At 38.8% G+C, this 12,051-nt stretch carries 14 protein-coding genes and 1 other annotated feature; of the genes, 11 read left to right on the top strand and 3 right to left on the bottom strand.

The window, feature by feature from the left end:
* Positions 1-63: 63 nt before the first annotated feature.
* On the bottom strand, positions 64-615 hold the full coding sequence (locus tag NST97_RS07590; protein WP_340881861.1) for a nitroreductase family protein: 552 nt from the start codon (positions 613-615) through the stop codon (positions 64-66).
* A 406-nt stretch (positions 616-1,021) separates the two neighbouring features.
* Here NST97_RS07590 and NST97_RS07585 point away from each other — a divergent pair, with 406 nt between their 5' ends.
* The 11 genes from NST97_RS07585 to pheA all read left to right on the top strand — a co-directional run bounded on the left by NST97_RS07585 (position 1,022) and on the right by pheA (position 10,261).
* Positions 1,022-2,260: an Nramp family divalent metal transporter gene (locus NST97_RS07585; RefSeq protein ID WP_066249575.1), complete on the top strand. Its 1,239-nt coding sequence runs from the start codon at positions 1,022-1,024 to the stop codon at positions 2,258-2,260.
* 334 nt (positions 2,261-2,594) lie between these two features.
* Entirely contained in the window at positions 2,595-3,389 is a 795-nt protein-coding gene (locus NST97_RS07580; protein WP_063387950.1) for a M23 family metallopeptidase, read from the top strand.
* Positions 3,382-4,248: a M50 family metallopeptidase gene (locus NST97_RS07575; protein ID WP_117016766.1), complete on the top strand. Its 867-nt coding sequence runs from the start codon at positions 3,382-3,384 to the stop codon at positions 4,246-4,248. Before NST97_RS07580 ends, NST97_RS07575 begins: the two co-directional genes overlap by 8 nt.
* Before the next feature lie 59 nt (positions 4,249-4,307).
* Positions 4,308-5,774, top strand: coding sequence for an Rne/Rng family ribonuclease (locus NST97_RS07570; RefSeq protein ID WP_340734021.1), 1,467 nt, complete (start codon positions 4,308-4,310; stop codon positions 5,772-5,774).
* 51 nt (positions 5,775-5,825) lie between these two features.
* Positions 5,826-5,901: a sequence feature (ribosomal protein L21 leader region), on the top strand.
* Between the two features lie 13 nt (positions 5,902-5,914).
* Positions 5,915-6,223 carry a 50S ribosomal protein L21 gene (gene rplU / locus NST97_RS07565; RefSeq protein WP_063387953.1) on the top strand — a complete coding sequence of 103 codons (309 nt, stop codon included), beginning with the start codon at positions 5,915-5,917 and terminating at the stop codon, positions 6,221-6,223.
* Positions 6,224-6,238: 15 nt separating this feature from the next.
* Entirely contained in the window at positions 6,239-6,577 is a 339-nt protein-coding gene (locus tag NST97_RS07560) for a ribosomal-processing cysteine protease Prp (protein WP_063387954.1), read from the top strand.
* Between the two features lie 12 nt (positions 6,578-6,589).
* Positions 6,590-6,880, top strand: coding sequence for a 50S ribosomal protein L27 (gene rpmA / locus NST97_RS07555; RefSeq protein ID WP_063387955.1), 291 nt, complete (start codon positions 6,590-6,592; stop codon positions 6,878-6,880).
* A 120-nt stretch (positions 6,881-7,000) separates the two neighbouring features.
* On the top strand, positions 7,001-7,549 hold the full coding sequence (locus NST97_RS07550) for a Spo0B C-terminal domain-containing protein (RefSeq protein WP_341343086.1): 549 nt from the start codon (positions 7,001-7,003) through the stop codon (positions 7,547-7,549).
* Between the two features lie 28 nt (positions 7,550-7,577).
* On the top strand, positions 7,578-8,873 hold the full coding sequence (gene obgE, locus NST97_RS07545) for a GTPase ObgE (RefSeq protein WP_327856489.1): 1,296 nt from the start codon (positions 7,578-7,580) through the stop codon (positions 8,871-8,873).
* Between the two features lie 67 nt (positions 8,874-8,940).
* A complete protein-coding gene (locus NST97_RS07540) occupies positions 8,941-9,384 on the top strand; it encodes an ACT domain-containing protein (RefSeq protein WP_063387958.1) in 444 nt (147 codons plus the stop codon).
* A 22-nt stretch (positions 9,385-9,406) separates the two neighbouring features.
* Complete coding sequence (pheA, locus tag NST97_RS07535) at positions 9,407-10,261, top strand: prephenate dehydratase (protein ID WP_063387959.1); 855 nt, start codon at positions 9,407-9,409, stop codon at positions 10,259-10,261.
* A gap of 41 nt (positions 10,262-10,302) precedes the next feature.
* On the opposite strand, the gene NST97_RS07530 is transcribed toward pheA, so the two are convergent.
* Positions 10,303-10,842, bottom strand: a complete 540-nt coding sequence (locus NST97_RS07530; protein WP_063387960.1) for a transcription repressor NadR — start codon at positions 10,840-10,842, stop codon at positions 10,303-10,305.
* Positions 10,843-10,864: 22 nt separating this feature from the next.
* The gene (locus tag NST97_RS07525; RefSeq protein WP_063388165.1) at positions 10,865-11,953 is read right to left on the bottom strand and encodes an IscS subfamily cysteine desulfurase; all 1,089 of its coding nucleotides are present in this window, start codon (positions 11,951-11,953) and stop codon (positions 10,865-10,867) included.
* Positions 11,954-12,051: the final 98 nt, after the last annotated feature.

The raw sequence follows: 12,051 nt of genomic DNA, 5'->3' as shown, positions 1-12,051 counted from the left end.
TCTCTTGAGGTGGGAGATTTTTTGAAGGCTGTACAAAATATTTCCTCTTGAATCTTTTCCCTTTCAATATGATTCAATAATCGTCAATTTTTGTTCTGCGTTTGTCCGCTGTTTTGGTTCTGGGATTGAGGCAGGATAGCCAATATGTAGAAGGCCGACAATTTTTTCTCCTGGTTCTACTCCAACTTTTTGTCGGAAAGATGGTGAATAAATATAAGCACCTGTTTTCCATATAACGCCAATACCTTTTTCCCATGCAGCTAGTTGAAAATTTTGGATTAATGCACTGGTCGCTTTTAAATCCTCCTCCCACTGCTTTTGACGCGGATCCTCTTTCATGATTACCAATAAATGTGCTGGAATCGGCAGCAGCTTTTCTCGTAATCGATCGATATTTTTTCCATTGTTCGTTTCTTGTGCAATAGCAGCAACTAATTTTTCTTTTCCTTCATTCATAAACAGCACGAACCGCCATGGCTCTCTTAATCCATGATTAGGAGCCCAAACAGCCGTATTTAATAATTCACATATTACTTCTTTAGGGATTGGATCTTTCTTAAATTCTTTAATCGATCGACGCTCTTTAATTATATTGGCTACTTTGTATGTTTCCATTGGTATTTCTGATGCCTCCTTAATAATAATGATTTTCAATTAGAATTATTTCAAAATTGAGGCGATATGTAAATGTTTATTTCTACAGTCGTAATCGTTTACAAAGGGAAGGAGACAGGTGCGAGAAATCATTTCAAACAGCTGATACAAGAGCAATGAAAACGATCGACTTAAAAATACAGAATATTCAATTAATAAAATATGAATTCTTTACATAAGAACTATAAATGAGAAAGTTTCGCATGGATGAACAATTGCTAAAACTAGATATAACAGGATGATGCGAGAATATGTTCATCCAGCAATTGATTCATGCACATTTATATTCCCTAATGAGAAAGATCATTCATAAGAAATATTAGATGACTCATTTCTACGTTCAAATCTCAGATGGAAGGTGACAGTGATGGAACATGGCAAATCCACAAAAAAGTGGCCGGCCGTTGGTCCGGGGTTAATTGTCGCAGCAACGGGCGTCGGAGCCGGTGATCTAGTTGCTGCCTTAGTTGCCGGTACAAATTTTGGACTTGTCTTTTTATGGGCAATCATTATCGGGGCTATTTTAAAATTTGCCTTAAATGAGGGTGTTGGCCGATATCATTTGCTGACTGGAAAAACTATTTTAGAAGGCTGGCATTCTATGGGATTATGGGCAACAAGCTATTTTGGCGTTTATTCGGTTATTTGGGGATTTGTTTATGGAGCGGCTGCGACTTCATCTTGTGCATTGGCTCTGTCTGCATTATTTCCTGTCTTGCCTTTATGGGTATGGGCGGTTATAAGCGGTTTGTTAGGTTTTTTATTAACATGGATGGGGCAATATAAGCTATTTGAAAAAGTTATGAATCTTTTAATTCTACTTATGTTTATTTCGGTTGTCGGCTCAGCTGTTATTGTTCTGCCGGAACTTTCTGATATCATCGACACTGCTGTTCCGACGTTGCCGAAAGGGTCACTGCTTTACGCACTCGGATTAATTGGGGGAGTTGGCGGATCCATTACCATGGCGTCTTATGGCTATTGGCTGCAGGAAAACAATTGGAAGGATCGATCCTACCTCCGCTACGTTAGATTTGACTCCATGATTGCCTATATTACTACAGCAGTTTTTACAATTTCTTTATTAATTTTAGGGGCTGCATTACTATATGGAACGAATACAAACATTAACGGTGAGCAAGGTCTCGTATCATTTGCTACCATTTTAGGAAACGAGCTGTCCTCAACTGTACGCATCTTATTTCTCATCGGTTTTTGGTCAGCTTCCTTTACATCAGTATTAGGTGTTTGGAATGGCGTCTCTTATTTATTTGCTGATTTTGTCTATACTGTTAAAAAACATGATGTGAATAAAGAACAATTAAGTAAGACAAAAGCTTATAAATTTTTTGTTTTTTGGTTAACATTCCCGCCAATGCTCTTGCATTTTATAGGAAAACCTGTGAGCCTCATTATTTTGTATGGTGCCCTTGGTGCGCTATTTATGCCCTTTCTGGCGCTGACCCTTATCTATTTGCTTAATAGTAAAAAGCATCTTCCTCATAAGGAAGATCGAAATAAATGGTTTTTCAACGTACTTTTGAGTTTAAATATTGTTTTATTTTTCATTTTATCGATCAATGAACTAGTCAACCTATTTCGTTAAGCGGCTTCAAATAAAAGGCAGTCTAGCTTTTGTGTTAATTCACCATATACTACTATTTCAAAAAGAAGACGACAAAAGCATTTTGTGGTCTTCTTTTTGATTTCAAAATTTTGCTTTTCTCGGATAGCGCCATATTTTATTTTGCTTCATCCAGTATTCCTTTGAACCAGAAAACAGTGAAGAACCTACTTACTAGGTTGTAGGTAAAAGTTCTATATCAAGGTCAAAGATAAACATTTGCCTAGATATCGCTTTAAGAAATGCAAAATGGCTTTATTGTCATAAACGGTAAGGACAGGGCATAAACTTGTACAAAATTGCAAAAGGATGATGGATGATGAATCGTCGAGCAAAAGAAATAAAAAAACGAATAGCAAAGCGTAAACGAAAAAGAATGAACAGCATGCTTTCGAGCAGTTCAAGCAGCAGTGATGATATATCTGTTCCATTTATCAATCAAATCACACAAGAAAACGTGCAAGTTGACGCGGACTCCCCTCTTTATGTAGAGGCAGAAGGAAGTAAAAATTTTCATCCATTGTTCCGTTCGGACGTTTTTATAACAAAATTGCTAATCTCTGCCTGCATCGTCCTGATGATCGGTATTATTTTTAAAAATGACCGGGCAGAATTTCTGAAAGCTAGAGATTTCGTCAGCCATGTGATGGAAAAGGAGTTTAACTTTGCATATGTTTCCAAATGGTACGAAGAACAATTTGGGAATCCATTAGCGTTTTTGAAAAAACAATCGAAAGAAGAAAGTGGATCTAAAGAAAGTCAATATGCGGTTCCGGCATCAGGAAAGGTGCTTCAGAGCTTTAAAGATACCGGGCAAGGCGTGATGATCGAAACAAATAATAAAACGGTAGAGGCCATGAATGAAGGAATTGTTATTGAAGCTGGAAAGAAGGAGGATACTGGTCTGACTGTGGTGATTCAACATGCTGATGGAATAGAAACCTGGTATGGGAACCTGGAAGAGCTAAATGTAGCGCTGTATGACTTTGTCGAAACAGGAAAACCTGTAGGCAAAGTAAAGCAAAGCCAAAACCAGCATGGAACATACTATTTTGCCATAAAAAAGGGCGACACATTTATTGACCCGAGTCAGGTGATCTCATTTGAATAAATATTTTTCCTTATTGTCGAAAATACATATTCATCCTATCTTTTGGGTGTTGATTGCAATCGGAGCAATGACAGCGCAATTTAAAGCTCTTTGCATCCTTTTCTCAATAGTTTTTATTCATGAAATGGGGCATGCTGTTTGCGCCAGTTTTTTTTCATGGAGGATCAAGTCCATTCAGCTTCTTCCTTTTGGCGGTGTAGTGGAAATGGAGGAGCATGGAAATCGTCCCTTGAAAGAAGATCTGTTTGTTGTTATATCTGGACCGATTCAGCATTTATGGATGCAAATAGCTGCATGGATTTTTTGGGAAGCGAATTTCATAAACGACTCTACATATGAAATGTTTATTTTTTTTAATATGTCTATTTTCCTTTTTAATCTTGTTCCCATTTGGCCCCTTGATGGAGGAAAGCTTCTTTTTATTTTGCTGAGCAAACAAAAACCTTTTTCAGTTGCTCATAAGGAAATGCTTCGCATATCTGCAGTTGTTTTTTCATGTTTGTTCCTTTTTTTGCTTTTTTTTAACCCTACTCTTTTAAGCGGGTGGATTATCGCAGCCTTTATCGTCCACTCCATTTATACGGAATATAAACAAAGACAATTTGTATATATTCGCTTCTTGATGGAAAGGTATTATGGAAATCATCAAGCGTTTACAGTGTTAAAGCCGATCATTGTTGATCGCGATGATTTGATTTACCACGTGCTGCTGAAATTTCAGCGGGGTTGCAAGCACCCTATTATTGTGGAGGACGATGGAAAAAAACTTTTTCAGCTTGATGAAAATGAGCTGCTGCACAGTTTTTTTTCGGAAAAAAAGACGGACAGAAAAATGGGCGATTTACAGTACGTTTATTGACGCCTGCAGGAAAACATGATATTGAAATAGGAAACAATACATGAAAAGAGGTTGTTGGGTTGCGGCAATTAATTATAAATAAAAAAACGGATGATGAACGCATTGCATTGTTGGAAAACGGACGACTGGCGGAAGTATGGATAAAAGAAAAAAACACGATTGTCGGCAACATTTATAAAGGAAAAGTAACAAAAGTCCTTCCTGGTATGGAGGCTGTTTTTGTTGATTTAGGTCAGGGAAGAAACGGCTATCTTCACCGGAATGACATTATGTCATATTTTGAGACGTCCCGAACGAATGAGGCATTAAAAAATAAAAATGTCCGACATTTTATTTCTCAAGGTGAAGAGGTAATCGTTCAAGTTGTAAAAGAATCAGGAGAATTTAAAGGCCCTAAAGTCACAATGAATATTGAATTGCGATCCCCTTTTTTTGTATATCAGCCCTTTGGCCGCTCGGTAGCAATTTCCAAAAAAATTATTTCCCAGGAAGAAAGAAAAAGATTGCAGCTTCTCGGGGAAACGTTATGCTCAAACAAAGGGGGCATCGTTTTCCGAACTGCTGCTGAAAGAGCGGATGACCAAACAATAAAAAAATGGTTCGATGACATGCTGAGCAGTTTTGAACAACAGCTGAAAAGCAAAAAAGTGCCAAGCTTATTATTCGGTTCAGAAAGTTTTGTAGAGCAAATTATCGCTGAAATTTCACCGCATGTATTGGATGAAATTGTCATTGATGACATAAGCACTGTAAAAGAATTGAAAAAAAATTACGGAGATTTGTTCCCATTTTCCATTGATTTTTATTCCGAAAACGAAAATATTTTTTCTTATTATGCAATCGAACATGAAATCGAAAAGGCGCTGAAAAAAATTGTTTGGCTAAAAAACGGCGCGTTTATCGTAATTGAAGAAACGGAAGCAATGATTGTCATTGATGTTAATACAGGGAAATTTTCGGGGAAAAATACGTACCGAGATACGGTTTTAAAAACCAATGAGGAAGCGGCAAAAGAAATTGCCCGGCAGTTAAGATTAAGAAATTTGAGCGGAATCATTTTGATCGATTTTATTGATATGGAGAAGGAAGATCGAAGCCGGATTTTGAGATTGTTTCAAAAAGAATTGGAAAAGGACCGCATTTTCACAAAAGTCATCGGTTTTACCGAATTAAATATATTGCAATTAACAAGGAAAAAAACTCGAAAATCTCTTTCCGAGCTTTTGCTCGAACCATGTCCAGCATGCGGCGGAACAGGAAGAAAAAGGACGGTTGAAAGCATTGCTTTTGAACTTGAAAGAACCCTTCTTGAACATGCTGGATCAGATGACGAAGCCGTCCTTGTAGAAGCGGCCCCAGAAGTTTGCGATTTTTTTACATGTGAATATGAGAAACATTTAAAAAAGCTTGAAGAACTAATAGGCATGAAGATTTTCTTCAGTCCTTCCGATCATGTAAAAGGATTCGAAATTCGCCAATGGGGAACAGAAGAGGAAGTGGCTTTACGGATCTCCAAAATGTATTGACATATACATTCATATTTTGTTAAGATCAATTTGTTATTGTTTTTTGTAGCACCCGTGCTACAACCGCTCAGTTTGGGTTAGAAGCTCGGTTATCCGACACCCTAATCTGGCGAGTCTTAGTTAAATAGGAGGTGCAGAATATGTACGCAATCATTGAAACTGGCGGGAAACAAGTGAAAGTGGAAGAGGGTCAAGCCATTTATGTGGAAAAATTAGACGCTCAAGAAGGTGAAACAGTTACTTTTGACAAGGTGCTTTTCGTTGGAGGAGACAACGTAAAGGTAGGTAACCCGCTGGTAGAAGGAGCTACGGTTACGGCAAAAGTTGAAAAGCATGGCCGAGGTAAGAAAATTATCGTTTTTAAATATAAACCGAAAAAAAATTACCGTAGAAAACAAGGTCATCGCCAACCGTACACAAAAGTTGTCATTGAAAAAATTAATGCATAATAAAGGCTGTTTCATATGATACATGTGACCATCCATCGTTCGAAAGAAGGATTCATCCGGTCGTTTACAATGAAAGGGCATGCGGACTTCGCAGAGCACGGGAAGGACATCGTATGTGCAGGCGCTTCAGCTGTTTCTTTTGGAGCAGTAAATGCGATCAAAGCTTTAGCCAATGTCGATATGAATGTTGAACAATCGGAAGAAGGCGGATTTTTGCACGTACAGGTTCCTGATCAAGTTGACACGGATTCATTTGAAAAAATCCAATTATTGCTTGAAGGAATGCTTGTTTCATTACAAACGATCGAGCGAGGGTATGGAAAGTTTATTCGAATCGTTACAAAAAAAGATTAGGAGGTGGCACTCATGCTAAAATTGGATCTTCAATTTTTCGCATCGAAAAAAGGAGTTGGGTCCACGAAAAACGGACGTGATTCCATCGCAAAACGATTAGGTGCAAAACGTGCGGACGGCCAATTTGTTACAGGCGGCTCCATTCTTTATCGTCAAAGAGGTACAAAAGTTTATCCTGGTTTGAATGTTGGCCGCGGCGGGGATGATACGCTTTATGCGAAAGTAGACGGCATCGTCCGTTTTGAACGATATGGACGCGACAAGAAAAAAGTCAGCGTGTATCCGATAGCAAAAGAAGCATAAGCAAACACTTGAAAAACTCTAGCCTTTTTGGTTAGAGTTTTCTTTTTCGGTGTTTTTTTAATGGAAAGTTGATATAATTTTTGTACATGTTTAAAAAGATAGCTTGATGGGAGTGGAACCATGGCTGATCAAAGAGAGAGATGGAGTATTGTTGACGCATTAAGCCACTCCAGACATGATTGGATGAATAAATTGCAATTAATTAAAGGCCATTTATCATTAAAAAAATACGATCGGGTGAAGGAATTTATTGATGAAATTGTCGTGGAAGCAAAGCAAGAATCAAAACTTTGCAATTTAAACATGCCCAGTTTTGCAGAGCTGCTTTTAACATATAACTGGAAAGGACACCTTCTCATTTTGGATTATGAAGTGCTAGGGGAAGCGATGGATTGTTCTGGTCTAGATGAGGAAATGTTCCATTTTACAACAGATCTTTTTCAAATCCTTAATCAAAATATTGATAAAAAACAAGAAAATCATATAACCGTAACATTAGAACTCTTTAAAACAGAAAACAATGTCCGGTTCTTTTATGATTTTAATGGTATACTAACGGATGATAAGACTCTTTTAACATTTTTAGAGCAGTACCAATCAGATGCAATCACCATTCAACAAATACATTTTGATACATATGAATTTACATTGATGGTCAGTAAGTCGTGATGAAACAATGAAAGGAGGCTGAAGCTCAATGTTTGTCGATCAAGTGAAGGTATATGTGAAGGGCGGAGATGGCGGGAACGGCATGGTTGCTTTCCGCCGTGAAAAATATGTTCCGAAAGGAGGCCCTGCAGGGGGTGACGGCGGAAAGGGCGGAGATGTGATTTTTGAAGTGGATGAAGGTCTCCGGACGTTAATGGATTTTCGCTATAAAAAACATTTTAAAGCTCCAAAAGGCGAAAACGGGATGTCAAAAAATCAGCACGGGAAAAATGCCGACCCCCTTGTTGTGAAAGTTCCTCCCGGTACTGTTGTAATAGATGATGATACAAAAGAAGTGATCGCAGATTTAACCGAGCACGGGCAAAGAAGCGTGATTGCCAAAGGAGGACGGGGCGGCAGAGGAAACACCCGATTTGCCTCGCCAACGAATCCGGCGCCCGAAATATGCGAAAAAGGAGAGCCGGGCGAAGAACGATATGTAACATTGGAATTAAAGCTTTTGGCTGATGTCGGGCTTGTCGGATTTCCGAGCGTTGGAAAGTCCACTCTTTTATCAGTTGTATCAAGTGCTAAACCAAAAATCGCTGCCTACCATTTTACAACGATAGTGCCGAATTTAGGTGTTGTTGAGACCGAAGACGGACGCAGTTTTGTGATGGCAGATTTACCGGGTCTTATTGAAGGCGCTCATCAAGGAGTAGGTCTTGGACATCAATTTTTGCGTCATATTGAAAGAACAAGAGTCATCGTTCATGTCATTGATATGTCCGCAATGGAAGGCCGTGATCCGTATGAGGATTACCTGACGATCAATGAAGAATTAAAACAATATAATTTAAGGCTGACGGAGCGGCCGCAAATTGTTGTCGCCAACAAAATGGATATGCCAAATGCTGCTGAAAATCTTTCACAATTTAAAAGAAAGCTGCAAGACAAAAATGTCAGCATTTTTCCAATATCAGCCGTTACACGCCAAGGAATTCGCGAGCTGTTATTTGCTATTGCCGATTTACTGGAAAAAACACCGGAATTCCCTCTTTACTTTGACGAAACGGAAACATCTGCTCCGAATCGCGTCGTGTATACATTAAAGGATGAAAAGCCGAGCTTTACCATCAGCCGTGACAGCGATGGAGCGTTTATTTTATCAGGTGAAAAAGTTGAAAAGCTGTTTAAAATGACCGATTTTTCAAGAGACGAATCCGTTCGCCGTTTTGCAAGACAGCTTCGCAAAATGGGGGTAGACGACGCATTAAGAGAGCGCGGTGCAAAAGATGGGGATACAGTAAGGCTGCTGGAATTTGAATTTGAATTCATTGAATAAAACATTTTGCACATAAAATCTGTGTCCTTCATGCTTCATCGCATATGGGTGGGAAAGGAGACGGTAGATGAAAGACGAAATTTTTTATTTGGTAAGGGAAGATGTGCTGCCGGAAGCAATGAAAAAAACGCTCGAAGTGAAAAAGCTTCTTGAACGAGGCAAAGTCTCGTCCGTTCAAGAAGCAGTGCAGCTCGTTGACTTGAGCCGAAGTGCGTTTTATAAATACAGAGACGCGGTTTTTCCTTTTCATACTGTTGTCAAAGAAAAAATCATTACGTTGTTTTTCCATTTAGAAGATCGTTCCGGAACGCTGTCGCATTTGCTTAAAGTTGTGGCTGAAGCAGGCTGCAATGTGCTGACAATTCACCAAACCATTCCAATTCAAGGAAGAGCCAATGTGACTTTATCATTAAACACGAACGGAATGAAAGAAGATATGAACGTTTTATTATTAAAATTGCGGAAGCTAGAATTTGTAGAAAAGGTCGAACTATTAAGTTCAGGTGCATAGAATTAGGAAGGAAGATATACAGATGAAAATCAGCTATTTGGGACCGAAAGCAACATTTACTCATTTGGCCGTCTCAAAATTTTTTGAAAACGATGTAAAACTAGTCCCTTACCGAACGATTCCACATGTCATGGATGCAGTCGTCAAGCAAGAAACAAACATTGCCGTTGTTCCGCTTGAAAACGCGCTTGAGGGGTCGGTCAATCTTACAATTGATTATTTAATTCATGAAAATACACTGCATATTGTCGGTGAAATTGTTGTTCCAATCAAGCAGCATTTAATGGTTCATCCTTGCAGGAAGGATGATTGGAAAAAAATCGAAAAAGTATTTTCTCATTCACATGCTATTGCACAATGCCATAAATTTTTACATGAGCATATGCCGGATGTTTCGATCGAATATGCCACATCGACAGGAGCTGCTGCAGAATATATCCATCAACATCCGGAAGAAAATATGGCTGTCATTGCCAATGAGTTGGCGGCAAAAGAGTATGATTTAGCTATTGTGAAATATAATATTCACGATTATGATTACAACCATACACGATTTGTTATTTTACATCCGGATCAAGATTTTCAAATAGAAAATAACCACCATAATAAAGTCGGTGAAAAGACGACATTAGTTGTAACGTTGCCGACAGACCATGTAGGCGCCCTGCATCAAGTATTGTCTGCATTCGCATGGAGAAAACTGAATTTATCAAAAATTGAATCTCGTCCAATGAAAACGGGATTAGGAGATTACTTGTTTATTATAGATATAGAATCAAAAATGGATGATGTTTTAATACCCGGGGCAATCCAAGAACTGGAGGCTTTAGGCTGCGGCGTCAAGATTCTCGGAAGCTTTCCGGCTTATAAACTATAAAAAAAGCCGAGCATCCATTGCAGGATGCCTGGCTTGATTAATCAATGATCGTCACGAATTAAAAATCCTGCTTGATCAAGAGCTGCACAAACTTCATTTAAAGTTTTTTCATTGTCGGCAAGAATGGTGTGCAAATGAATGCCGTTCGTTAATTCCGACAAATAAGAGGCGTTTGTTGTTTCGATTTTTTTTATGAACTCATCTACTTCTTTTCGATTGCTTACCATAATCGATGCGGTCAAATCCCCGTACACTGGATGTTCAACGATTACATCTTTTACGGTCGCTCCGTAATCAACAATAATGTTCAATTCCTCCTTTGTTTTTTCCGGAGCGTGCTTGCAGGCAATAAGACGTTTCGCTTTTTTTGCCTCATTCGTTCTTTCTTTTAAATACATATATCCCTGACTTGTGGCTAAAATCGGTTCTCCGAGTGCTTTTAAAAGAGAAATATCTTGAACGATGACTTGACGGCTGACATTCGTCCGTGAGGCTAATTCCCCGCCCGTGATCGGCCGATTTTCATTTTTCAACCATTCGAGAATCACTTCCCTCCGCTTGTCCCCTAATATTTTTTCCATAAACACCAGCCTTTCAAAACTCTTATCGAACGATGGATAGAATCGCATTGATAAGCTCATCGACTTCCGAGATTGTATTTGTAATTCCAAAGGAAATACGAATAAATTGATGAGCGGAATCTTTGTCAAAGCCGATTGAAAGAAGGGTTTTAGAAGGATGACTATTTCCAGCTTGACAGGCGCTTCCAGTTGAGACCGCAAATCCTTTTCGGTTCAATTCGAGCATTACAAATTGACCTTCTAAACTGTTTGTGACAACACCAACAATATTTGGGAGAACCTCTTTTTTCGTTTCATTGACAATCGTTATAGTGGGCAGCTGTGTCTTTAATTGGCTGATCAAATGCTGCTTGAGCTTGATGAAATGGTTAAAATGCTTCTCTCTTTGATTATAAAACTCATTTGCGGCAGTGACAAAGGAAAAAATGCCTGGAACGTTGACAGTGCCTGGACGAAATCCGTCCTCATGTGTTGTTCCGGGAATCACTGGCGACCAGCTTGCTGCTGGATGAATATACACTGCTCCTACGCCCTTTGGACCGTAAATTTTATGTGAAGAAAATGTATAGGCATCAGCATTCATCTCATCGACGGGAATCAACAGTTTTCCAAACGTTTGCACACAATCGGTATGAAAGTATATTTTCCTCTTTTTTAAAAACAAGCCAATTTCCTTTATATTTTGAATTGTTCCGATTTCGGAATTGCCGTGCTGGATGGTGACAAGGGCCGTATCTTCACGTATTTCTTCTTCAAGATGCTCCATTAAAATATTTCCATTTTGATCATGTTTTAAAAATGTAATGTCATATCCTTTCGCACGCAATAAAGACAAATAATGGTCAATGGATGCATGTTCAAGTGAAGAAGCAATAATATGCTTTTTGTTTGGCGTGCTATTTAATAATGATTGGATGGCCAGTATGTTGCCTTCAGAACCGCCGCTGGTAAAATAAACACCGTTTGGATCTCCTCCTAATAACGCTGCAAATGCTTTCCTTGACGCTGTCAATAGTTCATACGCTTTGCCGCCGATATCATGCAGACTGCTTGAGTTTCCGTAAGCAAATTTTGCCGCTTCGGTGTATGAAGCAATCGCTTTTTCACTCATGGGGGTCGTTGCTGCAAAATCAAAGTATATCAATTGTTTTCGCCCCTCTCTATTCAAGCCTTAAAAATTTTGTGAAAAATTCCTCTTGTCAATATTGT

It is taken from the genome of Aeribacillus sp. FSL K6-1305, from assembly GCF_038050115.1.
GTDB classification, from domain to species: Bacteria; Bacillota; Bacilli; order Bacillales; family Aeribacillaceae; genus Aeribacillus; species Aeribacillus composti.
Note: the sequence above shows the minus strand (reverse complement) of the source record. Positions and strands in the feature narration are given on the sequence as shown.

Excerpts from the sequence above, each read along its gene's own strand:
- NST97_RS07590 (WP_340881861.1), bottom strand. The coding sequence starts at position 615 with ATGGAAACATACAAAGTAGCCAATATAATTAAAGAGCGTCGATCGATT.
- NST97_RS07585 (WP_066249575.1), top strand. The coding sequence starts at position 1,022 with ATGGAACATGGCAAATCCACAAAAAAGTGGCCGGCCGTTGGTCCGGGG.
- NST97_RS07580 (WP_063387950.1), top strand. The coding sequence starts at position 2,595 with ATGATGAATCGTCGAGCAAAAGAAATAAAAAAACGAATAGCAAAGCGT.
- rplU (WP_063387953.1), top strand. The coding sequence starts at position 5,915 with ATGTACGCAATCATTGAAACTGGCGGGAAACAAGTGAAAGTGGAAGAG.
- NST97_RS07560 (WP_063387954.1), top strand. The coding sequence starts at position 6,239 with ATGATACATGTGACCATCCATCGTTCGAAAGAAGGATTCATCCGGTCG.
- rpmA (WP_063387955.1), top strand. The coding sequence starts at position 6,590 with ATGCTAAAATTGGATCTTCAATTTTTCGCATCGAAAAAAGGAGTTGGG.
- NST97_RS07550 (WP_341343086.1), top strand. The coding sequence starts at position 7,001 with ATGGCTGATCAAAGAGAGAGATGGAGTATTGTTGACGCATTAAGCCAC.
- obgE (WP_327856489.1), top strand. The coding sequence starts at position 7,578 with ATGTTTGTCGATCAAGTGAAGGTATATGTGAAGGGCGGAGATGGCGGG.
- NST97_RS07540 (WP_063387958.1), top strand. The coding sequence starts at position 8,941 with ATGAAAGACGAAATTTTTTATTTGGTAAGGGAAGATGTGCTGCCGGAA.
- pheA (WP_063387959.1), top strand. The coding sequence starts at position 9,407 with ATGAAAATCAGCTATTTGGGACCGAAAGCAACATTTACTCATTTGGCC.
- NST97_RS07530 (WP_063387960.1), bottom strand. The coding sequence starts at position 10,842 with ATGGAAAAAATATTAGGGGACAAGCGGAGGGAAGTGATTCTCGAATGG.
- NST97_RS07525 (WP_063388165.1), bottom strand. The coding sequence starts at position 11,953 with ATGAGTGAAAAAGCGATTGCTTCATACACCGAAGCGGCAAAATTTGCT.